This is a genomic window from Polyangium spumosum (assembly GCF_009649845.1).
GTDB classification, from domain to species: domain Bacteria; phylum Myxococcota_A; class Polyangia; order Polyangiales; family Polyangiaceae; genus Polyangium; species Polyangium spumosum.
Genome location: NZ_WJIE01000006.1, coordinates 575,894 through 596,518, shown reverse-complemented (window position 1 = coordinate 596,518; position 20,625 = coordinate 575,894). Strand labels below are relative to the sequence as shown.

The following is a 20,625-nucleotide window of genomic DNA, read 5'->3' as shown; positions in this document are numbered from 1 at the left end:
GCTAACCGCGGACGAACACCTCGTCCCATTCTTCCTCGCCCAGCAGCCACTCCAGCGCTTTTCGTCGCTCCAGGATGACGTGCGGCTGGATCTTCCCCGGCAAGCTCATGCGCTTGCGGGCCGCGACCTCGAGCCCGCGGTGCAGGCAACGGGCGAGGTCGCAGGCGGAGAGGACCTCGTCGTGGCGGCGCAATCGGCTGCGCTTGCGCAAGGCGCGGACGTCGCGGGCGTCGTCGAGCTCGCCGAAGATCATGGCGAGCTCGGGGCCACAGATACGCGCGTAATCGAGGGCGCGAAAGAGCGAGGTCGCCCAGCCGAGCGCCCAGAGCGCCTCCATGCGGTCGAGCAGGCCCGCGGGCACGTCCTCCGCGCGCCCCTCGAGCACACGCGCCTCCGAGGGCGAGAGCGCGCCCGTCACGCCGATCTCGTTCACCCAGTCGAAGGCGACCTCGGGCGGCATGCCGGAGGCGCACGCGATCACCGCGTCGAGCGCGAGCATCCGGTCGACGACCTCGTCCTTGTCCCGTAAAACCCCGCGGTCCGTGAGCAGCGGCAAGCTCACGTCGGCCGGATACCCGAGCCGCCGCGCCATGAAAAGCGAGCGCTGGCGGATCATACGCAGCGCCTCGGCATCCACGGGCGCAGGCCCCGGCGCGCGTCCCCCCGGCGCCCTCATGATTTGCCTCGCCATACGGCCGATACGACCCGCTCGTGCCCGCCGAGGTCTCTTCGGGTCTCGATTTCGGAAAAACCCCGCTCGGCGAAGAGGGCAGAGACGTCGGGCGCCTGGCCGGCCATCACCTCGACGGCGAGCACGCCGCCCGGGGCGAGGAAACGCGGGGCCTCCGCGGCGATGCGGCGGAGGAGGTCGAGCCCGTCCGCGCCCCCCGCGAGCGCGAGCCGCGGCTCGAAGCCACGCACGTCCACCATGAGCGTGTCGATCTCCGCGTCCGGGATGTACGGCGGGTTCGCCGTGACCAGGTCGAAGGCGACGTCACGACCTTCGAGCGCGGCGAAGAGATCCGAGACGCCGATCGCGCAGTTCGTGGCCCCGAGGCGCACCACGTTCTCCCGCGCGACCTCGGCCGCGTCGGGCGAGAGGTCGAGGCCGAGCACGCACGTCGTCGGACGCTCACGCGCGAGCGAGATCGCGACACAACCCGAGCCCGTGCAGAGGTCGAGCACGCGGGCCGAGAGGTCGAGGTGGCGCGTGCGCTCGAGCGCGACCTCGACGAGGGTCTCGGTGTCGGGGCGCGGGACGAGCACGCGCTTGTCGACGCGGAACGGCCTGCCATAGAACTCGCGCACGCCGAGCAGATACGCGATCGGCTCGCCGCTCCTGCGACGCACGAAGAGCTCGCGGTACCGGGTGAGCTCGGGCCTGGCGAGGGGGCGCTCGGCGTCGACGATGAGCTTGATGCGGTCGATGCCGAGGACGTGGCAGAGCAAGAGCTCGGCATCGAGGCGCGCCGACGGGAACCCGCGCTTCTTGAGGTCGTCGACCGCCCACGCGAGCACGCGGCGGATCGTCCACGTCTCGCCCGCCGCCTCGCCACGCGTCGCCGTCACGTCTCTTCGCCCGCCTTGGCCGCGCGGCCGATCGCCGCGGCGACCACGCCCTCGACCTCGCGCCGGATCTCGTCGCGCCGCTCGGGCGTCCTCGCCTCGAAGCGCAAGACGAGCACGGGCTGCGTGTTCGACGCGCGGCAGAGGCCCCACGCGCCCTCGCCGAAATCGAAGCGCCCGCCGTCGATGTCGAGCACGGGCCGCTCGGCGCGGTAGTGCTCGACCACGCGGGCGACCACGGCGAACTTGATCGCGTCGGGGCAATCGACGCGGATCTCGGGGGTGGCGAAGGTCTCGGGCACGTCGGCGAGCAGCTCGCGCAAGGTCTTGCCCTCGGCCGCGACGATCTCCACGAGGCGCACCGTGGCGTAGATCGCGTCGTCGAAGCCCGGCCAGCGGTCCGCGAAGAACATGTGCCCGCTCATCTCACCCGCGAGCAGCGCGCGTTCTTCCTTCATCTTCGCCTTGATGAGCGAGTGCCCCGTCTTCCACACGAGCGGGCGTCCGCCGTGTTTCTCGATGTCGGCGTAGAGCGTCTCGGAGCACTTCACCTCGCCGAGGATCGTGGCGCCGGGGTGCTCGCGGAGAAGGGCGCGGGCGTAGAGCAGGAGCAGTTTGTCCCCCCAGACCACCTCGCCCGTCTCGTCGATCGCGCCGATCCGGTCGCCGTCGCCGTCCCACGCGACGCCGAGCGTGGCGCCCGTGGCGAGCACGCGCTCGCGAAGCGCGGCGAGGTTCTCGGGGACCGTCGGGTCGGGGTGGTGGTTCGGGAAGGTGCCGTCGATGTCGCAATAAAGCGCCTCGGGCGAGAGGCCGAGGGCGCCGAGGGTCGCGACGCCGAGCGGGCCAGCCGCGCCGTTGCCCGCGTCGATGACGAAACGAACGTCGGTGCGGGCGAGGCGGCTCGATTGGCGCACGGACGCGATGTACGCGTCCTCGACGCGGGTCTCCGTGCGTTTTCCGCGCGCCGGCGGCGGCTCCGCGCGGGCAGCGCCTTGCTCGATGAGATCGGCGAGGGCCTGGATGTCCTTGCCGTAAAACGAGCCCTTGCCGCGCATCATCTTGAAGCCGTTGTCGGGCGCGGGGTTGTGGCTCGCGGTGATCATCACCGCGCCGTGTGTCTCGAGGTGATGTCCGGCGAAGTAGAGCATCGGCGTCGGGCCCACGCCGACGAAGACCACGTCGGCGCCGCCCGCGAGCAGGCCCTCGGTGAGCGCGGCGAAGAGGCGCTCGCTCGAGAGGCGTCCGTCACGCGCCACGGCGACGCGGGGCGACGAGACCTCGCGACGGAGCACGAACGCGAAGGCACGACCGAGCTCGCGGGCGAGGTCGTCGGAGAGGTCACGATCGGCGACGCCGCGGATGTCGTACTCGCGGAAGATGTGGCGCGGGATCTTCATGAGGATGCCTACTCGCCCGCGGATTTGGCACGTCGGGCGAGGGAACGAAACCCCAAAGTTGTCACGCGGCCGTGCTCGCTCGCTGCGCACGAGCGCCGCACCAACGGGGAACGCGGCTTGCACGAACGCCCGGGCGTGAACCGTCTCAGCGACCAGGATCTGAGGGCGTCGGGCACGACCATGGTGCCCGTGGATCAACAACGACGAGCGCTCGAGCACCGGCTCGAGCTGGCGAAGGAGCGCCTCGTCGCGGATCTCAGCCGTGTCTCGTCGATGCTGAAATCGAGCGCCGGCTCGATGCGCAAGAACATCGTGCGCGCAGCGGCCACGATCGGAGGGCTCTTGCTCCTCGGGATCGTGTCGGCCGTGGTGCGCCGACGTCGGCGCCTCCAGTGGCGCTCGTTGTGAAGGGAGCGAGCGATGAACCAGGATCGACCATCGAACGGAAACGGGCACGCGCTCGTGCGTGGCACGTCGATGCGCACGCCACCTCCCGAGGTCCGGGAGCGCGCGCTGCCGCCGAGCGCGCGGCGGCCGGCCGGCGAGGGGATGTCGACCGGAGAGGCGATCGCGGCCGTCGCGCGCGACACGATCGACGTGGCGTCGGAGCTCGTGCGTGACGGCATCGCGCTCGGCAAGCTCGAAGCGCAGCGGGCCGTGGGCGAGATGGTGCCGCGCGTGGTGTGGGGCGTCATCGCGTTCGCCTGCGGCGCCGCGGCGGGCGTGTTGTTGATCATCGCGGTGATGATCGGGCTCGGCGCGATCATCCCCTCGGTCGCGGGCAGGCTCGCGATCCTCGCGGGTGTGCTCTTCGTGGTCGCCTTCTTCGGCGCGGTGCGCGCGATGCGCTCGGGGCGGGCGAGCGCGAGCGAGACGATGAGCGAGACGGAGGTGCCGGTCGACGAGGGCGTGCGCCTGGAGGAACGTGCGGGCGCGACGCTCCCGGGCGAGCCGGGTCGATCGCGGCCGATGGTGGGGCCGTAGGCTAGTCGAGGTCGTTGTACCCGACCGGCGGCTCGGCGAGTTTTGCGGCCTTCGCGGCGCCGCGGAACACGTAGTCCGAGTAGCTGTAGGGCCCGTCGGACCAGACGAAGAAGTCCTCGCGCAGCTCGCCGCCCGGGGCGCCATCGAGCAGCTCCGGCGCGGCGAGGATCGGGCCTTCCTGGAAAACGGGCGCGGAGGCGTCGACCTCCTCGCCCGCTTCTTCCATGGCCTCGAGCGCGCCGCGGTGCCGATCGGCGTCGAGCTCGTCGACGGGCAAGAGCTCCCAGTCGAGCAGGATGAGCTCGGGGTGCGGGGGTTCGTCCGCGGAGGCCTCGAAGGGCTCGTGGGTCTGCGGGGGTAGGCTCGTCTCGGCGAGAGCCTCGCGCAGGGCTTGTTTGTAACGCTCGGCGTCCTCGCCCGGGGTCCAGAAGGCGCGGAACACGGCGCAGACTTCGTCGGCGGTGGCCGGTCGCCACAAGGAGGGATCGCGGGAAGCGATCTCGAGGCCCCTCTCGCGCTCGCGACGCGCGGCGAAGGCCCTGGCGTGCGGGGCGAAGGCGGGCAGATCGGCGAGGGCGCGATCGACGGTCCAGTGGATGCGGTGATCGACCTCGCGGACGTAGCGGTGTTTGCCGAGGGCCCGCAGGAGGCGCTCGATGTCTTCGGTGGTGCGCGCGGAGAAGGACCAGGCGAGCATCATGGGAGGTCTCTATCGATCAGTCGTTGCACGAGGTGCGCGCGCCAATCTTCGCCGCGCCGACGTCGACGGTGCAGCGCGTGACGCAGGCGTCGATCACGGGGGCCTTCGTGTCGACGCACATCTTCTGGCAGGCGTCGCGGAGCGCGGCCTTCATGACGGGCCCCTTCTCATCGCCCTGGCCACGCGCGGAGCCCTTGAACGTGCCGGTGCCGGCGGTGATCTCGGTCGTGCACTCGACGCTGCCCTTGCAGGCGGTGAGGACGAGCAGGAGGAGCGGCAGCACGAAGAGGCGCGCGTGCAGGTTCGTCGGAGAGGCCTTCCGGTTCACGGCGCGGAAGATAGCGCAGGTCGCGCAGCCGATGAGGACGACCTTCAGCAAACCCCCGCCGCGATCGTCTTCCCCAGCGCCAGCATGCCGTGGTAGCCCGCGCTGCTCGCTTGCGCGGTCACCAGCGCCACGAGCGCGTCGCCCAGCGGCACGAGGTACCGCCACTGCCGCCACTCGGCGCCTTCGTGCACGGAACGGATCTCGATCGCCTCGATCACCCCGCGCGCGCCCCTGAGCTCCACGCGGCCCACGAGCTCCGAACCCGCCCCCATGAGGGTGCCGAGCGCCGGCGCATCCGCGCGCGCGAACGGGCCCTGCACGTAGAGCTTCTCGTCGGGTTGTCCGCCGGCGAGGGTGAGCTCCACCGGCCAGCTCACGTGATCCTTGGTGGACCAAACACGTGTCCCCGCCGGCCACGGCATCCGGTACCCCGCGTCGCAGCCGAGCAACCATCCAGGCGCCTCGAGCGGCTGATCGACGTAAAAATCGAGGAGCACCTCCTCCGGGCTCGTGGTGCCGACGCCGAGGGTGATCTGCATCCGATCGCCCTTCCTCCCGATCCGCAGCTCGGCCGGGCTCGAGGCGCGGTGGTGGACGATCACCACGTCCCCCGAGGCCAGGCGCCCCAGCTCGAAGGGAAGACGAGGCACGAGGCGCCAGCCATGACCGATGAGCGTAACTTGCCTTGGACGCACAAAAGTTTACGTCTATGACATAATAATCAGGAACTCCAGCGTCTCGACGTCAACCTCCCGGGGCCGGGTCGCCGCCTTTCGTCCGCCACCCGCCCGAGAAGTGCCCGAGCGACCCGTCCGACCGCCGCACCGTCACCGGCGGCGCCCAGTAGCTGTTCGGCGGCGGCACCTCCCAGCGCCCGCGCCGCCAGAGCCAGCGCCGACGCTCCCAGGTCCACTCCCCGTCGATCCAGACCTCTTTGTCGCCCGGCCGCGGCGGGACGATCTCCACGCGGGCCGCCGGCGGCGGGTACGGCACGATCACCGGCGCCTCCCGCACGTGCGGGCCGATCTCGGGCAGCGGGACCGGCGAGCCGCCGCAGCCGAGGAGCCACGCGCAGACGAGGAGGCTCAGCCCCCGGCCCATCCGAAAAACGCCTCGACGGCCCAGCGGCCGAAAAAGAGGTACTCCAGCGTGGCGAGCACCAGGAACGGGCCAAACGCCAGGCGCGCCTGCCCGAACCCCTCCCCCGCCTCCTCCGCGAGCGGGTCGTCGGCGAGCTCCTTCTCCGCCTCCGCGCGCTCCTCCGGCGTCATCGCCTCGAGCTCCTTCCGGATCTCCTCACGCTCGAGCCGCACCGCCTCCGGCTCCTCGATCTTGCCCCGCACCACGAGCAGACCGATCGCCGCGAGCGTGCCCTGCACCGCGCCCGCGCAGAGCACCACGAGCGCCCCGCCCCAGCCGAACCAGGCGCCCGCGAGCAACAGGAGCTTCGCGTCGCCGAGCCCCATGCCCGCCCCGCCCCGCAGGCGCGGGTAGATCACGATGAACGGCAGCCACACCACGCCGAACCCCACGGCCGCGCCGATCAGCGAGTCGACGAACGAGAGGTCACGAAACGAGGCCGTCGCGAAGCCGAGCACCGCGCCGCCGAGCGTGATCTCGTCGGGCAGGATCATGTGCTCGAGGTCGATGAACGCCGCGGCCACGAGGCCGAGCACGAGCGCGAGGTCGGCGACGTAGATCGCCCCCGCGCGCGCGAGCGAGGTGGTCGGGTCGAGCGGCGCGATGAGCACGTGCACGATCGCCACCGAGAGCACGCCGCCGATCGCCTCGACGAGCGGATACCGCGGCGAGACGGCCACGCCGCAGCAACGCGCCTTGCCACGCAGCAAGAGCCAGCCGAGGACCGGGATGTTGTCCCAGGGGCGGATCGGCGTCTCGCAGGCGGGGCAACACGAGGCGGGGCGGACGACGCTTTTCCCGCGCGGAACGCGGTAAATCACGACGTTCAGGAAGCTGCCCCAGAGCAGGCCGAAGATCAGCGCGAAGCCGTAGAGGACCGGGAGGGGCACGTCGCCGAGCATCAGCAAGGGAGCCGCAGCATAACGCGAGGCTTTGCCGCAGCACGCCGGGTCTGGCATAAACCGCCGTCCACGCATGAAATTCCAGGGAAATGCGACCGCCCTCTCGCTGCTCGCCGCCCTCGTGGCGCCCCTGGGCTGCACCTCGGGCGGAGGCAGCTCCGGCGCGGGCAACACGGACGGCGGGCCGGCCGTCGTGCTCTCGCCGAAGGGCAAGGTGCTCGAGGCGGCCGAGAACGAGAAGGACCCGGACGCCGGCGCCACGAAGACCGAGGCCGCGAAGAGCGAGCGGGTGGAGATCCCCGGCGGCACGTTCGTCGCAGGCTCGACCCCGGGCGACAAGGGCCGCGACCCGGTGCTCGAGGCCGCCGAGCTCGAGGTGAAGCTCGGCGACTACACGATCGACCGGTATCTTTACCCGAACGACCCGCAAAAACCGCCGCTGACGGGCGTGTCGCGCGCCAAGGCGGCCGAGCTCTGCGAGCAGACCGGCGGGCGTCTCTGCACCGAGCTCGAATGGGAGCGGGCCTGCAAAGGGCCCGAGGGCACGGACTACGCGGGCCGGGCCTCGTGGGACACGAAATGCGCGAAGGAGCCGGCCTCCTGCGCGTCGGGCTTCGGCGTGCTCGGCATGGGCGCGGCGTACCGCGAATGGACGGCGAGCGAGGTCCTGCCGATCGAGGACATGCAGCCACGCGCGGCGGCCGTGCGCGGGGCGCGGGGCAGCGCCTCCGGGCCGGATCACAGGTGCGCGCACAGGACCGCGATCGACCCGGGCGCGAGCGCGGAGGACCTCGGCTTTCGTTGCTGCCGCGGCGCCCCGAACGCGAGCGTGATCCCGTCGCCGCAATGGGAGCAGACCTACAAGCGCGTGGAGCTGCCGGTGAAGGACCTCGCCGAGATGTTCGCCTCGGTGCCGGCGTTCTCCTCGCTCGACCGGGAGATCACGTATTTCAAGGAGCCGGACGACGTGAACGTGGTGCTCGCCCGGGGCGACGCGGGCGGGCCGCCGCCGAACACCGTGCTCACGACCTCGCCGCTGCTCTGGAACCCGGTGCCGGGCGAGCAGATCGTGGTGCTCGCGGGCCGGGCCGGCAAAGACTCGTTCGTCGTGGCCTTTTATCGATTGCCAGGGGATCGATACCGCATCGCCTCGACGCTCGTCCTGAAAGACGAGAAGGGCCCGATCGCCCTCGGCTTCAATGGTTACGTCCGCAAACGCCTGTCCTGGGCGACGTGCTGGGATTGTCGGGGCGAGTCGGGGAACGTGACCTACCGCGACGACGGGCGCGTGGTGATCACGCAGAAGTGAGGCCGCCTCAAGGCGACGCCAGGTAATCGTGATAGTGGTGGAAATACTTCACCAGCCGCTCGGTCGCGTCGGCGAACTCGGGGAAGTCGAGCGACTCGGTCGGCAGCTCCGCGCAGAGCACCACCTCGCCCCCGCTGCCCTGCGCGAACTTCGCGATGCGCATGTCGCGGTTCAGGAGCAGCAGCCGGCGCGGCAGCTCCGGCGAGGGCTGGATGCGCGAGGAGAGCACGGGCAGCAGCGAGAGCATGAGCCAGTGCTCGCTGCACTGGATGAAGTACGGGGGGAGCGCCTCGGCGCCGGGCCGACGCGGGAAGACACGCAGCGTCTTCGGGCCTTCGTCCTTGACCTCGTAATCGAGCCTCTCGAGCCAACCGCGGACCGTCTCGACGTCCATCGCCGGGCAGCCTAGCGTTCTTCCGGGCGGTTGGCGACGAGACAGAGCCGGGCCCGGCCATCGTCCTCGTGCGTGATGTCGAGCCGGCTGCCGATCAGGGTCGCCGCGATGCGGACGCAGTAGAGCGAGAGCCCCCGGCCATACGTCGCCTGGATGTACCGCCGCCGCTGCGCCGCCGGCGCGCCCGGGGGCGGCGGCTCGACCACGATGTGGGATCGCGCCCGGTAGCGGACCTCGACCCGCACCTCGTCGCCCGCGCGCGTCGCCGACAGCGTGACGCTCGACTTCGGCGCCGCGCGCTCGATCCCGAACGCGATCAAATTCTCGATCGCCCGCCCGCAGAGCGAACGATCACAGCGCACGAGCACCCGACCCGGCTGGAGCGACGGATCCAGCGCGAGCTCGACCTCCGCCGCCGCGGCCTGCTTGTCGAGCCGCCCGATCGCCTCCCGCCCGAGCTGGGCGACGTCGAACCCCGTGACCGCCCCCTGCGGCCCGCCCCGCCGCGCCACGAGGTCGAGGTTGCTCGCGAGGCGGCGCAGCACGTCGCAGAGCATCTGCGCGTCGGAGAGCGCCTCGGCCGCCTCCGCGCTCGTCCCCGGCGCGAGCGCGCTCTCGAGGAAGCTCAGGTTCGTGATCAGCGCGGCGATGGGGTTGTTGAGGTCGTGCGCCATCACGGCCATCAACTCTTCGAGCGAAGCATCGCCGCCCACGTCGGACATCGTCGGCCAGGATACCGCGAAGCGGCAGTCCAGGCACGGAAACGAGACCGATCTCCGGAAGAAACCTACAAACAGAGGACCGCGGCGTCCCCACGTTCAGCGATACGGGCCGCGATCAGCGTGAGCAGGCTCTTCCGGCGCTCGTCGAGGTCCACGAGCGTGCGCGGCGGGAGGAGCCAGGTCTCGAACGGGCCCGACACGAACAGCGCCCGCGCCCTTTCCCGATCGAGCGCGAGGAGCGCCCTCTCCAGGCCACGCGGGAAACGCGCCACGGGGCGGAGGCGCGCGAGCAGGACGTCGAGCGCGCGCGGCTCGACCTTCGCGGGGAACGCCGATCGGTTGTCGGTGAGGTGAATCGCGCTGCCGGCGGGGTCGAGGTGCAGGCCGCGACGGAGCACGTTGCCGCTGAGGTAGTCGAGGACGAGCGTCTCGACGTAGTCGGCGAGCAGCGCGCTGTTCTCGCCGAGGAGCGGCTCGGGCGAGGCGGCCCAGCGGGCCCACGTCTCGGCTTCGAGGGAGTGCTCGAGCGTCACGTCGCGCCCCGCGGGGACGCGCCACGCCTCGGCGCCCTCGCCCCGCCCGGGGGCGAACATCAAGGCGTCGACGGTGCCGTCGTTCTGCACGACGGCGTGTCGCGCGAGGTAGTCGCGCAGGTCCTTCTGCCCGGCGAAGAGGGCGCCTAGCTCGCCCGTGCCGATGCGCCGGAGCACGGCGGCGGGCACGACACGCGCGCCGAGCGCCCACGCGAGCCGCTCGAACGCGAGGCTCCGCCGCCACACGACGGGGTTCTCGGCGAGGGACAGGAAGAGCAGCGCAGGCGCGGAGCCCGGCGGGTCTCGCCGCTCGATCGTGACGCGAAACAGCCCCGGCCGGTGCCAGCCGACGATCGAGGCCGAGGTGATCGGCGCCCGCAGGAGCTCACGCCGCAGGGGATCTGCGGCCGAGGCGGGCGGGGACGCGGGCGCGGCGCTCGCGACCGGCGCGGCGGAGAGCGCGGGCTGCGCGCGGGGCGGCGGATCGGCCTCCGTCGGCCGCTCCCGTGAACAGGCCCCGAGGACGAGCGCCGCCGCGGCGATCCGCGAGAGCGCGCCCTCCTTGCGGCTCATCCCAGCACGCGCTCGCGCAAGAACCGCTGGATCCGGTCGCGCACGAGATCGGGCCGCTCGATCGGCACGGCGTGCGAGCCGCCGTTCACCATGAGCAGCTCGCCGTGCGGCAACGCGGCGGCCATCTCCTCGGCGTAACGGGGCGGCGTGAAGGTGTCGCGATCCCCCGCGATCACGAGCGCGGGCACCTCGACCTTCGGCAGGAGGTCCGCGGCCGAGTGCTCGCCGGCGGACCGGAGCATGCGCAGGAACATGGGCACGTCGATGTCGACCATGTGCTTGAGGTACGGCATCACGTCGTCGGGGCGGATCGAGCGATCGATCTCGCCCGTCATCATGGCGAGGCGCAGGGCCATCTCGGCGGGCACCCGGGCCCAGAGCGCGCGCACGATCTCGGGGTGGGCGTCGACGCGCTCGATGAGCTTCGGCAGCATCTGCGCGAGCACGTCGGTGCCCTTGAAGGTGTGGGTGATCCGCCCCGGCGCGCCGCAGATCAGGACGAGCGCGCGCACCTTCTCGGGCCTCGTGCGGTAGGCCTCGAGCGAGACCTGGCAGCCCATCGAGTGGCCCACGAGCACGACCTCGGGGTCGCCGACGGCGCGGCGGACCGCGTCGAGGTCGTTCGCGTGGTCGGCGAGCTCGATCCGCCTGGGATCGGCGGGCAGGCTGCTACGGCCGTGGCCGCGGTAGTTCCAGTGGGCGACGCTGGAGGCGCTGGAGAGGTCGTCCCACAGGTACTTCCAGATGAAGCCGTCGCAGGCGATCCCGTCGGTGAGCAGGACCGTGAGATCCGAGGGGCCCCGCCTGCGCCGCACGAAGAGGCGCGTCGTGTCCGGGGCCATGGCGAACGAGGCCGTCTGTGGCGCGCTCCCGCTCGAAGGAGGGGGAAAACTGCTCGTCGTCAATCGCCCAGATCCTCTTCGCCTTCCCCGACCTCGTTCACGCTCGGGAGTTTCTTGATCTCGAGGCGGGCGAGCTTCCACGCGCGCTGGACCACCCACGACAAGGACCGATCGAGCCGCGCCGCTTCTTCCTTGATCTCCTGGAGCATGTCCTCGGGGAAATACAGGCTTTGCTTGCGCTTGTCGGTCTTCGCCGCCCCGTTGTTCTTCGCCAGCGTGTCTTTGTCGTTCATGGCTCCCCGAAGGCGTGAGCTAGCTACAAGGGAATACCTTAGCGCACGCGGGATGCACGAGGAAGCTCCGCAGGACCCACGCTCACGTCGCATGCGTGCTCCTCCTCACAGCGAATTCGCTGAAATCTTACCTTCCGCCGAACCCGCGTCCGTCCCGGCACGCCCCTCTCCGTTCTCGTCAGGCGGCATGGTAGGTTCGCTCCATGTCGGGCGACTTCGTGCTCGTCGTGGACGCGGATCTCTCCGCTTACCGGGCCCTCGTCGAGGGGCTGCCGTCCGATACGTACGACGTCGTCTCGGTGGCCACGGCGAGGGCCGGGTTCAACGTCGCCTGCGTCCTCGAGCCCCACGTGATCGTGGCCTCGCTCGACCTGCCCGACGCCGACGCGCTGGAGCTCGCCTCCGTGATCCGGGGCCACGACACCCGCGTCGCCTACACGCCGCTCGTCGTCCTGACCACGTCGGACGATGAAGGCACGCGCCTCACCGTGCTCGGGAGCGGCGCCGACGTCGTGCTCTCCGCCCCCATCGACCCCGCCGAGCTCGTCGCCCAGGTGAACGCCATGATCGCCATGGGCGAGCGCATCCGCGAGCTCGAGCGAGGCCAGTCGATCCTGCCCCCCGCGAGCGACGGCGAGGCCTTCGCCGTGCTCGGTGACCCCACGAAGATGTCGATCGCCAGCGTGCTCGGCGCCCTCGAGCTCGAACAAAGGAGCGGCGAGCTCAGGTTCTCGAGCACCACGAGCCCGAGCCGGCTTTCCATGTACATCAGCTCCGGCGTGATCACCTCGGGCACGCTGGACGGGCAGAGCATCTCCGCGCTGGAAGCCCTCAAGGCGGCGCTCGTGTGGTCGGGTACACAGTTCGGCTTCGTGGCGCGGGAAGCCGCGCCGGCGCCGCCGGGGGCGCAGACGCTCGGGGCGCTCCTGATCGCGGCGTTCCACGAGACCGAGCCGAGCGAGCGGCTGGCGCAGGAGATCGTGACGAGCCATCGGCTCTTCAGCGACACGGCGTCGAGCCTGAAGCTGACGGAGTCGATCGCGGGGCTACGCGCGGCGGCGAGCCTGCGGTTCGGCGAGACGTCGTCGGGCCTGCGGCTCGAAGACACGGCGGCGGGGCGGAGGTTCTTGCGCGACACGGCGGCGGGCCTGCGGCTCGCGAGCACGATCGCGGGGGCGCGGCTCTCCGATTCGGTGGCGGGGCTCAAGCTCGGGGACACGGCGGCGGGGATCCGCGTGGGGAACACGACGAGCGGCAAGGTCGCGCCGGCGCCCGCGGACCTGACGAGCACGCTGACGAGCTTCGACGAGCGGGCGACACCCGTGCCGTCGCAGCAGCCGCGGCCCTCGAAGCCCGACGTCTCCGCCGAGAAGGCGGCCATGCGAGGCACGCTGCGGGGGCTCGAGGTCGAGCAGGTGATCAAGTCGTCGAGGCGCGGGAGCTAGGCGAGGTTCCGCGAGGGCGGGGTCGTTCGCAACAAGGGCGGGGTCGTTCGCAACAAGGGCGGGGTCGTTCGCGCCGAGGGCGGAGTCGCTCGCGCCGAGGGCGGAGTCGTGTCCCGCAAGGGCGGGGTCGTTCGCAAGAAGGGCGGAGTCGTGTCCCGCAAGGGCGGGGTCGTGTCCCGCGAGGGCGGGGTCGTGTCCCGCAAGGGCGGGGTCGTGTCCCGCGAGGGCGGAGTCGTGTCCCGCAAGGGCGGAGTCGTGTCCCGCAAGGGCGGGGTCGTGTCCCGCAAGGGCGGGGTCGTGTCCCGCAAGGGCGGAGTCGTGTCCCGCGAGGGCCGAGTCGTGTCCCGCGAGGGCCGAGTCGTGTCCCGCAAGGGCCGAGTCGTGTCCCGCGAGGGCCGAGTCGTGTCCCGCGAGGACTCAGGCGATCGCCGCAGGCTCGACGATCCGCCCCGCGATCGCGCTCGCCGCGACCACGAGCGGGCTCGCGAGGTACACCTTGCCGGGCCCCGATCGCCCGGGGAAGTTCCGGTTGATCGCCGAGACCGTCACCTCGTCCGCGGTGAACGACACGCCCGGCCCCGCCTTGATGCAGGCGCCACACGAAGGGTCCACGAGCTCGGCGCCCGCGCGCTGGAAGATCTCGATGTAACCCTTCTGCTCGGCGTACCTCCGGATGTCCTGCGAGCCGAACTGGATGTAGAGGTGCACGCCCTCGGCCACGCGCTTGCCCCGCTCGACCGCGGCGCGCAGGACCTCGGCGTACATGTCCATGTCCGCCTTCTTCCCGCCCGTGCACGAGCCGCCGTAGGCCACGTTGATCTTCACCGCGCCACCCGCGACCTCCTCGAGCGAGCGCAGAGGCACGCCGTTGCGCGGGTCACCCGGGGTCGCGACCATCGGCTCGATTGCGCCGAGATCGACGTCGAAGACGGCCATGTAGGTCGCGCCCTCGTCCGCGCGCACGATCCGCGCGCGCACCTCGTCCGCGTCGAGGCCACGTTGCTTGACGAGGTAGTCGACCACGACCTCGTCCGCCTCGATGATCCCCGTGAAGCCGCCCGCCTCGACGGCCATGTTCGTGAGCGTCGCCCGCTCGTCGAGCCCCATCGCGCGCACGCCCTCGCCCGCGAACTCGAGCACCTTGCCGATGCCCTCGCCGCTCTTCCAGAACGGCTGCGAGAGCAGGTAGAGCATCACGTCCTTGGCCGTGACGCCCGGCCGCAACTTGCCGTGCAAGTTGAAGCGCGCCGATTCGGGCACGGCGACGCGGATGTCACGCGTGAGCCAGGCGTTCGCCATGTCCGTCGAGCCCACGCCAAACGCGAAGCAGCCGAGCGCGCCCGCCATACACGTGTGCGAGTCCGTGCCCGCCACGACCTGACCGGGCAGGGCGATCTCCTCGATCACCTTGTTGTGGCAGATCGCCTCGGATCCCACGGTCTTTCCTCCACGCACGACCTCGCCGTAGAGCTTGACGTGGTGCTTCTGCGTGAAGGCCTCCTGCACCGTGGCGAGCGAGGCGGCCTGCTCCCGGAGGCCCATCTTCTTGTGGGCGTCGGACATCACGAGGTCGAGGAACGTGAGGTGATCGCGGAACGCGTACACGCTCTCCGGCGCCTCGACCTTCGCGTCGGGGCCAAAGCCCGCCCGGAAGAGCGACTCGGCCATGGGCGTGACGTACTCGTGCGAGAAGCGGACGTCGGTGCGCACGAAGAGAGCGTCGCCAGGCTTGACGGCCGCGACGCCGATCTTGCCCGTCTTCGCGTCCACGATCGCGTGCGCCGCGATGATCTTCTCGCAGAGCGTCATCGGCCGCGAAGGCGTGTCGATCGTCGGCGGCGAGACCTCACCGGCGAGGCGCGCCTTGTTGTACGTGAACAGGCCCCCGTACTCGACGACGTCGCGGCTGATCGGGTCGAGCCCACGCGTGAACTCGCCGATCGGGATCTCCTCGCCAGCGCGGACGCGGTCGAGGACGCCGAAATCCGTGGTCGTGAGCAGGCCGATGTTCTGGCAGTTCTGCCCGTAGATCTTCTCGATGCTCCTGGCGACGACGATCTGGATGCCCGCCTCGCGCTCGGAGTACGGCGCCGTCTCGCGCGAGGATCCGCAGCCCTTCGAGCGGCCGCTGACGATCACGCCGAAGCCGCCGCTCTTGATCGCGTCACGCTCGATGAGCCCGCCGCGCAGACCGACGAGGCAATACCGCGCGAGCGTCTCGTCGTAGTAGTAACAAACCCAGCCCGGCGTGAGCTCGTCCGTCGAGATGTTGTTCACGAGGGCGTGCTCGTCGGGGTCGAACTCGATCGAGCCGCCCGCGAGCTGGAGCTTCAGCGCCTCGGGATCCTCGGTCAGGTACAGGATACGTCCGCTCGGGCGGACCGACGTGCGGCGGGGGATGGGCATGTTCCTCGCGGTTTTAATCCGATCCCGTACGAGATCCAATCCGGGACTCTCCGCAAATTTTTCCGGCGCCTTGACGCGTCGTGGCAGCGCGGCTCCTACCACCTGCCGCAGCCGACGTCGTCGAGGCGGATCCGCTTCAGCCACGCCCAGCCGAAGTGACCTCGGCCCACCTCGACGAACACGTCCTGCCCCTCGTGGAGCGAGGAGAAGAGCTCGCGCTGGACCGGCAGCTCGACCGACGAGGCCTCCACCGGCAGGCCGTCGAGCTCGACGAAATACGAGGTGCTCGTCTGGTAGGTCCGCGATCCCTTCGCGGCCACGCGCGCCTGCCGGCACGTCGGCGCGCTCTCGTCCATGCGGCCGTTCATGGCGATCGCGGTCCCCGCGCCGGAGAGCGGCAAGGCGAGGAGGAGCAGCCCAAAACACGCGCCGAAGAGGCGAAAGCTCACCGAGCGACCACGCACGAGCACGCCCACCAAGGGCATCATGCCGAGCCACGCGACGAGCCCGAGCGCCGCGCCCACGGCCGCGGCCCGGCTCCCGAGCGGGAAGTAGACGCCGCGCGCCCACGACAGGAGGTAAAACCCCACGAACGCGAGCACCGCCGACACCACGGCCGTGACCGGCCCCGCGAGCCAGAGCGACGGCGGAGCCCGCCTCGAAGAGGGCGCAGGCAAGGCATCCGCGATCGCCCCGAGCTCGCCGCACACCCGAGCGAGCGCCTCCGCGTCGAACCGATCACCCGCCTCCCGCGCGGCGCGGAGCTTCCCCGCGCCGTCGTGGATCGCGACCGCGGAGAAACCTCGATCGAGCAGCGCGAGCACGTGCCCTCGCACGCCCGCCTCGCCGAGCACGCGCTTCACGCTTTCGTCCGGCGCGTCCGACTCGACGTACACCGCGGCGTCGAAGGCCACGTCTCCCGTCTGCACCTCGCGGTTGATCCGGAGCTTCTTGCCGAGCATGTCGACCGAGGTCTCGCGCCGGATCACGATCGGCGGCCGCGGCGCCTGGCCCTCGTGGAGATCCGCCTCGACCTCGAGCTCCGCCCTCCCTCCGCGCCCGTGCCGCAGCCGCAAGAGGAACGGCCGGCCCTGCGACGTGACCCGGAGCGCGCCATCCACCTTCTCCGCGGAGAGCTGCTCGCCGAGCGCGAGGAAGCGCCGATCGAGCTCGGCGCGCTCGGCGTCGTGCTTCCGGCCGAGCCTCACCAGGACGAGCACGAGGACGGCCGCGAGCAGGAGGCAAACCACGAGGGCGACGGCAAGCACGGCCCCTATCCTAGCGTGGTAGCCTGCCCGGGATGGCCGACGAATTCGACCTCGTGGTGCGCGGAGGCGACGTCATCGACGGCACGGGCAGGCCACGCTTCGTGGCCGACGTCGGCGTCAAAGACGGGCGCGTCGCGGCGCTCACCGTCCCCGGCGCGATCACGGGAAAGGAGACGCTCGACGCCCGCGGCCTCGTGGTCGCGCCCGGCTTCGTCGACATCCACTCGCACGCCGACTGGCTCTTGCCGCTCGAGGACCACGGCGAGATCCTCGCGCCGATGCTGCGGCAGGGCGTGACCACGCTCGTCGTCGGCAACTGCGGCCACTCGCTCGCGCCCGTCACGGACGCCTCCACGCGCCTCGCCGACGCCTCGTCGGAGATCCTGCGCGACCGCGCCTTCCCCTACACGTGGCGCTCGACGGCCGAGATGCTCGACGCGATCGAGGCGCGCGGCGTGGCCTTCAACGTGGCGTTCCTCGCGGGGCACGGGACGATCCGTCAATCGGTGATGGGCAACGCGCCACGCGCGCCCTCGCCGGGCGAGCTCGAAGCGCTCCGGCGCGCCACACGCGAGGCCTTGCGCGAAGGCGCGTTTGGCCTCTCCGCCGGCCTCGCCTACAAGCCCGGCGTGTTCGCGGACGCGGACGAGCTCGCCTCGCTTTGCAGCGTCGTCGCGGACGAGGGCGCGATCTTCACGGTGCACGGCCGCGCCTACGTGTGGATCTCGCCCTTCTACAAGCCGATGCTGCTCGGCAAGCCGCACAACGTGCGCTCCGTCGACGAGCTCGTCACGGCGGCGAAACGAGGCGGCGCGCGCCTGCAGCTCTCGCACCAGATCTTCATCGGCCGCCGGACCTGGCGCACCTACCCCGCCGTGCTCCGGCGCATCGAGGCGGCCGTCGCCGCGGGCGTCGACGTCGCCTTCGACGCCTTCCCCTACACCGTCGGCAACACGACCATCAACGCGATCCTGCCCGCGTGGGTGCTCGACCATTTCGAGGAGCGCATCCGCGACCCCGAGGTCCTCGCGCGGCTGCGGCGCGAGTTCACCATGTTCCGCCTCGCGCTCGGGCTCGACTGGTCCGACATCACCGTCACCTGGGGCGCGGGCAGCGCCACGCTCGAGCCCTTCGAAGGCCTGCACATCGCGGAGATCGCCCGCCGCCTCGGCGTCTCGCCCTTCGACGCCTACGTCCACGTCTCGCGCGAGAGCGCAGGCTCGGCGCGTGTGCTCATCGGGACCTATTCGGGCGACGACGCGCACGAGGAGCCGCTGCGCGCCGTGCTCTCGCACCGGCTCTGCGCGTTCGAGACCGACGCGATCCTCACGCGCCGCGGCCGCTTCCACAACCCCGCCTCCTTCGGCACCTTCCCGCGCGTGCTCGGCCGCTACAGCCGCGATCAGGGCCTCTTCTCGCTCGAAGAGGCCGTCCGCCGCATGACGTCCTTCCCCGCCGAGCGCGTGGGCCTTCCGGGCATCGGTCGCCTCGCGCCCGGCCACGCGGCCGACCTCGTGCTCTTCGATCCGCGCCGCGTCGGCGAGGGCGGCCCGAACGCGCCGCCCGTGGGGATCAACAAGGTGATCCTCGCGGGCCACGTCGTCGTCGACCACAACACCACGCACCTCGACCGACCACGCGGCCGCGTCTTGCGGCGGCGCTAGACCTCGGAGGTGGTGTGCGCATCCCTCCTTCCGAGCCGGCGAATGCCTGCTAGAGTCCGGCGCCCCCCGCATGCGGACGCGGGGATTGCCGATAACGCCGGATGATTCGTTCTCCCCGCACCCCCGTCGCGATCCTGGGCGCTGGCCTGACTGGCATGTCGGCGTCGTTTCACCTCGGCCGCGCGGGCGCGTCGCATCGTATCTTCGAACGGCTCGACCGGCCGGGCGGGCATGCGATCACGCTGGAGGACGAGGGCTACCGCTTCGACCGGACGGGCCACCTCCTGCACCTGCGGGATCCGGAGCTGCGCGCGCTCGCGCTCGGCTGGATCGGCGACGACTGGGTCGAGGTCGAGCGCCGCTCGCGCATCTGGTCGCACGGCACCTACACCCGGTATCCCTTCCAGGCGAACACCTTCGGCCTGCCGCCCGAGGTCGCCTACGAGTGCCTGCACGGGTTCGTTCGGGCGCACCATAACGCCGACAAACCCGCGCCGAGGAACTTCGAGGAGTTTTGCCTCCAGCATTTCGGCGAGGGGATCAGCAAGCATTTCATGATCCCCTACAACACGCGGCTCTGGGGCGTGTCTCCGCGGGAGATCACGGCCGCGTGGTGCTCGCGGTTCGTGCCGCTGCCAAAGCTCGAGGACGTGCTCGCCGGCGCGGTGGGGCTGAACGACCGGGAGCTCGGGTACAACACGCGGTTCGTCTATCCGCGCCTCGGCATCGGCGCGCTCGCCGAGGGCATGGCCCGGAGCCTGCCCGAGCGGATCGAGCTCGGCCGCGCGCCACGATCGATCGATTGGAGGGCGCGCGAGCTCCATTTCGAGGACGAGGCCGTGCCGTACGACGTGCTCGTCTCCACGGCGCCCTTGAACGTGCTCGTCGAGCGGCTCGCAGGCGCCCCGGCGAACGTCGTCGAGGCCGCGCGCCGCCTGCGCTGCACGCACCTGTATTACCTCGACGTCGCGCTCGACGGCCCCTGCGGAGAGCCGCTGCACTGGGTGTACGTGCCCGAGGAGAAATATCCGTTTTACCGGGTCGGCTGTTACTCGAATTTCTCCGACGCGATGGCCCCGCCTGGCAAGGCGAACCTCTACGTGGAGCTCGCGGACCGGAGCGAGCCCGACCTCCCCGCGCTCTTGCCCCGCGTCGCCGAGGGCCTGCGGGAGATGCGCCTCATCGACGCGCCGAAGCAGATCCGCTTCGCCCGCTTGCGCCGCATCGACCATGCCTACGTGATCTTCGACCACGCGTATTTCGAGTCGCTCGAGGTCGTCTTGCCGTTCCTCGAGGCGAACGGCATCGTGACCGCGGGCCGGTACGGCGGATGGAATTACTCGTCGATGGAGGACGCGCTGCGCTTCGGCCGTGACGCCGCGACGAAGGCCGTCTCCTCGCTCGGCGGTGGGGCGGCGGAGGAGCCGTGAGCCCGATGGATCCCCGGATATCGATCGTCATCCCCGTCTACAACGAGGAGGCCATCCTGCACGCCGCGGTCGTCGACCTGCGCGAGCGGCTGCGCCCCTTTGGTTGGTCCTACGAGATCGTACTCGCCGAGAATGGCTCGCGCGACCGCACGGTCGAGATCGCGGCCGAGCTCGCCGCGAAATACCCCGAGGTCCGGTTCTTCTCGTTCGGCGAGCCGAACTACGGCGGCGCCCTCAAGCGAGGGATCGTCGAGGAGGCGCGCGGCGAGCTCGTCCTCTGCGACGAGATCGACCTCTGCGACGCCGATTTCCACAAGCGCGCGGTCGATCTGCTCAGCGAAGGCTCCGTGGACATGGTGATCGGCTCCAAGCTGCTCGACGGCTCGGCCGACGAGCGCCCGCTCGCGCGTCACGCGGCCAGCATCTTCTACAACGGCCTCTTGCGCGTGACGCTCGGCTTCCAGGGCACGGACACGCACGGGCTGAAGGCGTTCCGGCGGCGCACGCTCCTGCCGATCGCCCGCGCGTGTGTGGTCGAGAAGGACGTCTTCGCGAGCGAGTTCGTGATCCGCGCCTACAGGCACGGCCTGTCGATCCAGGAGATCCCCGTCCGCGTGAAGGAAAAGCGTCCCCCCTCGATCAACCTCGCCAAGCGCGTGCCCAATGTGCTGAAGAGCCTGGCGAAGCTCACCTGGGCGATCCGGATCAAGGGGTAGCCTCGGGCCG

At 71.0% G+C, this 20,625-nt stretch carries 22 protein-coding genes; 7 read left to right on the top strand and 15 right to left on the bottom strand.

The features are described 5' to 3' along the window. Position 1: 1 nt before the first annotated feature. Genes GF068_RS23345 through GF068_RS23335 form a run of 3 tightly spaced genes read right to left on the bottom strand, consistent with a single transcriptional unit; the run spans position 2 to position 2,966 of the window. Entirely contained in the window at positions 2-676 is a 675-nt protein-coding gene (locus tag GF068_RS23345; RefSeq protein ID WP_170319629.1) for a DUF4272 domain-containing protein, read from the bottom strand. Further along, entirely contained in the window at positions 673-1,569 is an 897-nt protein-coding gene (gene prmC / locus GF068_RS23340; RefSeq protein WP_338046528.1) for a peptide chain release factor N(5)-glutamine methyltransferase, read from the bottom strand. The genes GF068_RS23345 and prmC overlap by 4 nt, the downstream gene beginning before the upstream one ends. Beyond that, the gene (locus tag GF068_RS23335) at positions 1,566-2,966 is read right to left on the bottom strand and encodes a phosphomannomutase/phosphoglucomutase (protein ID WP_153821633.1); all 1,401 of its coding nucleotides are present in this window, start codon (positions 2,964-2,966) and stop codon (positions 1,566-1,568) included. The genes prmC and GF068_RS23335 overlap by 4 nt, the downstream gene beginning before the upstream one ends. 135 nt (positions 2,967-3,101) lie before the next feature. Here GF068_RS23335 and GF068_RS23330 point away from each other — a divergent pair, with 135 nt between their 5' ends. After that, positions 3,102-3,374, top strand: a complete 273-nt coding sequence (locus GF068_RS23330; protein WP_153821632.1) for a hypothetical protein — start codon at positions 3,102-3,104, stop codon at positions 3,372-3,374. Positions 3,375-3,386: 12 nt separating this feature from the next. Continuing rightward, positions 3,387-3,950, top strand: coding sequence for a phage holin family protein (locus GF068_RS23325; RefSeq protein WP_153821631.1), 564 nt, complete (start codon positions 3,387-3,389; stop codon positions 3,948-3,950). A 1-nt stretch (position 3,951) separates the two neighbouring features. On the opposite strand, the gene GF068_RS23320 is transcribed toward GF068_RS23325, so the two are convergent. The 5 genes from GF068_RS23320 to GF068_RS23300 form a co-directional block, all read right to left on the bottom strand. Beyond that, a complete protein-coding gene (locus tag GF068_RS23320) occupies positions 3,952-4,650 on the bottom strand; it encodes a hypothetical protein (protein WP_153821630.1) in 699 nt (232 codons plus the stop codon). A 16-nt stretch (positions 4,651-4,666) separates the two neighbouring features. Further along, positions 4,667-5,029: a hypothetical protein gene (locus tag GF068_RS23315; RefSeq protein ID WP_153821629.1), complete on the bottom strand. Its 363-nt coding sequence runs from the start codon at positions 5,027-5,029 to the stop codon at positions 4,667-4,669. Continuing rightward, positions 5,023-5,628 carry a hypothetical protein gene (locus tag GF068_RS23310; protein WP_153821628.1) on the bottom strand — a complete coding sequence of 202 codons (606 nt, stop codon included), beginning with the start codon at positions 5,626-5,628 and terminating at the stop codon, positions 5,023-5,025. The genes GF068_RS23315 and GF068_RS23310 overlap by 7 nt, the downstream gene beginning before the upstream one ends. Before the next feature lie 94 nt (positions 5,629-5,722). Continuing rightward, the gene (locus tag GF068_RS23305; RefSeq protein ID WP_153821627.1) at positions 5,723-6,079 is read right to left on the bottom strand and encodes a hypothetical protein; all 357 of its coding nucleotides are present in this window, start codon (positions 6,077-6,079) and stop codon (positions 5,723-5,725) included. Further along, positions 6,064-7,020, bottom strand: coding sequence for a prepilin peptidase (locus GF068_RS23300; RefSeq protein WP_153821831.1), 957 nt, complete (start codon positions 7,018-7,020; stop codon positions 6,064-6,066). The genes GF068_RS23305 and GF068_RS23300 overlap by 16 nt, the downstream gene beginning before the upstream one ends. A gap of 73 nt (positions 7,021-7,093) precedes the next feature. Between GF068_RS23300 and GF068_RS23295 the strand changes: the two genes are divergently transcribed. After that, entirely contained in the window at positions 7,094-8,329 is a 1,236-nt protein-coding gene (locus GF068_RS23295; protein WP_153821626.1) for a formylglycine-generating enzyme family protein, read from the top strand. A 7-nt stretch (positions 8,330-8,336) separates the two neighbouring features. On the opposite strand, the gene GF068_RS23290 is transcribed toward GF068_RS23295, so the two are convergent. The 5 genes from GF068_RS23290 to GF068_RS23270 form a co-directional block, all read right to left on the bottom strand. After that, entirely contained in the window at positions 8,337-8,723 is a 387-nt protein-coding gene (locus tag GF068_RS23290; RefSeq protein WP_153821625.1) for a YbjN domain-containing protein, read from the bottom strand. Between the two features lie 11 nt (positions 8,724-8,734). Next, on the bottom strand, positions 8,735-9,445 hold the full coding sequence (locus GF068_RS23285) for a histidine kinase dimerization/phospho-acceptor domain-containing protein (RefSeq protein WP_153821624.1): 711 nt from the start codon (positions 9,443-9,445) through the stop codon (positions 8,735-8,737). 65 nt (positions 9,446-9,510) lie between these two features. After that, a complete protein-coding gene (locus GF068_RS23280) occupies positions 9,511-10,551 on the bottom strand; it encodes a hypothetical protein (RefSeq protein WP_153821623.1) in 1,041 nt (346 codons plus the stop codon). Then, entirely contained in the window at positions 10,548-11,456 is a 909-nt protein-coding gene (locus tag GF068_RS23275) for an alpha/beta fold hydrolase (protein ID WP_240807227.1), read from the bottom strand. Before GF068_RS23275 ends, GF068_RS23280 begins: the two co-directional genes overlap by 4 nt. Continuing rightward, a complete protein-coding gene (locus tag GF068_RS23270) occupies positions 11,453-11,686 on the bottom strand; it encodes a TIGR04563 family protein (RefSeq protein WP_153821622.1) in 234 nt (77 codons plus the stop codon). The genes GF068_RS23275 and GF068_RS23270 overlap by 4 nt, the downstream gene beginning before the upstream one ends. Positions 11,687-11,889: 203 nt before the next feature. Here GF068_RS23270 and GF068_RS23265 point away from each other — a divergent pair, with 203 nt between their 5' ends. Continuing rightward, on the top strand, positions 11,890-13,131 hold the full coding sequence (locus tag GF068_RS23265) for a response regulator (RefSeq protein WP_153821621.1): 1,242 nt from the start codon (positions 11,890-11,892) through the stop codon (positions 13,129-13,131). 417 nt (positions 13,132-13,548) lie between these two features. Here GF068_RS23265 and GF068_RS23260 read toward each other — a convergent pair whose 3' ends face one another. Further along, positions 13,549-15,537: an aconitase family protein gene (locus GF068_RS23260; protein WP_153821620.1), complete on the bottom strand. Its 1,989-nt coding sequence runs from the start codon at positions 15,535-15,537 to the stop codon at positions 13,549-13,551. Positions 15,538-15,632: 95 nt separating this feature from the next. Further along, a complete protein-coding gene (locus GF068_RS23255; protein ID WP_153821619.1) occupies positions 15,633-16,805 on the bottom strand; it encodes a hypothetical protein in 1,173 nt (390 codons plus the stop codon). Between the two features lie 32 nt (positions 16,806-16,837). Between GF068_RS23255 and GF068_RS23250 the strand changes: the two genes are divergently transcribed. The 3 genes from GF068_RS23250 to GF068_RS23240 all read left to right on the top strand — a co-directional run bounded on the left by GF068_RS23250 (position 16,838) and on the right by GF068_RS23240 (position 20,615). After that, positions 16,838-18,469 carry an N-acyl-D-amino-acid deacylase family protein gene (locus GF068_RS23250; RefSeq protein ID WP_153821618.1) on the top strand — a complete coding sequence of 544 codons (1,632 nt, stop codon included), beginning with the start codon at positions 16,838-16,840 and terminating at the stop codon, positions 18,467-18,469. Between the two features lie 101 nt (positions 18,470-18,570). Continuing rightward, positions 18,571-19,899, top strand: coding sequence for a protoporphyrinogen/coproporphyrinogen oxidase (locus GF068_RS23245; RefSeq protein WP_153821617.1), 1,329 nt, complete (start codon positions 18,571-18,573; stop codon positions 19,897-19,899). 5 nt (positions 19,900-19,904) lie between these two features. After that, positions 19,905-20,615, top strand: a complete 711-nt coding sequence (locus GF068_RS23240) for a glycosyltransferase family 2 protein (RefSeq protein WP_153821616.1) — start codon at positions 19,905-19,907, stop codon at positions 20,613-20,615. Positions 20,616-20,625: the final 10 nt, after the last annotated feature.

Excerpts from the sequence above, each read along its gene's own strand:
- GF068_RS23345 (WP_170319629.1), bottom strand. The coding sequence starts at position 676 with ATGAGGGCGCCGGGGGGACGCGCGCCGGGGCCTGCGCCCGTGGATGCC.
- GF068_RS23335 (WP_153821633.1), bottom strand. The coding sequence starts at position 2,966 with ATGAAGATCCCGCGCCACATCTTCCGCGAGTACGACATCCGCGGCGTC.
- GF068_RS23325 (WP_153821631.1), top strand. The coding sequence starts at position 3,387 with ATGAACCAGGATCGACCATCGAACGGAAACGGGCACGCGCTCGTGCGT.
- GF068_RS23320 (WP_153821630.1), bottom strand. The coding sequence starts at position 4,650 with ATGATGCTCGCCTGGTCCTTCTCCGCGCGCACCACCGAAGACATCGAG.
- GF068_RS23305 (WP_153821627.1), bottom strand. The coding sequence starts at position 6,079 with ATGGGCCGGGGGCTGAGCCTCCTCGTCTGCGCGTGGCTCCTCGGCTGC.
- GF068_RS23300 (WP_153821831.1), bottom strand. The coding sequence starts at position 7,020 with ATGCTCGGCGACGTGCCCCTCCCGGTCCTCTACGGCTTCGCGCTGATC.
- GF068_RS23295 (WP_153821626.1), top strand. The coding sequence starts at position 7,094 with ATGAAATTCCAGGGAAATGCGACCGCCCTCTCGCTGCTCGCCGCCCTC.
- GF068_RS23290 (WP_153821625.1), bottom strand. The coding sequence starts at position 8,723 with ATGGACGTCGAGACGGTCCGCGGTTGGCTCGAGAGGCTCGATTACGAG.
- GF068_RS23285 (WP_153821624.1), bottom strand. The coding sequence starts at position 9,445 with ATGTCCGACGTGGGCGGCGATGCTTCGCTCGAAGAGTTGATGGCCGTG.
- GF068_RS23280 (WP_153821623.1), bottom strand. The coding sequence starts at position 10,551 with ATGAGCCGCAAGGAGGGCGCGCTCTCGCGGATCGCCGCGGCGGCGCTC.
- GF068_RS23270 (WP_153821622.1), bottom strand. The coding sequence starts at position 11,686 with ATGAACGACAAAGACACGCTGGCGAAGAACAACGGGGCGGCGAAGACC.
- GF068_RS23265 (WP_153821621.1), top strand. The coding sequence starts at position 11,890 with ATGTCGGGCGACTTCGTGCTCGTCGTGGACGCGGATCTCTCCGCTTAC.
- GF068_RS23260 (WP_153821620.1), bottom strand. The coding sequence starts at position 15,537 with ATGCCCATCCCCCGCCGCACGTCGGTCCGCCCGAGCGGACGTATCCTG.
- GF068_RS23250 (WP_153821618.1), top strand. The coding sequence starts at position 16,838 with ATGGCCGACGAATTCGACCTCGTGGTGCGCGGAGGCGACGTCATCGAC.
- GF068_RS23245 (WP_153821617.1), top strand. The coding sequence starts at position 18,571 with ATGATTCGTTCTCCCCGCACCCCCGTCGCGATCCTGGGCGCTGGCCTG.
- GF068_RS23240 (WP_153821616.1), top strand. The coding sequence starts at position 19,905 with ATGGATCCCCGGATATCGATCGTCATCCCCGTCTACAACGAGGAGGCC.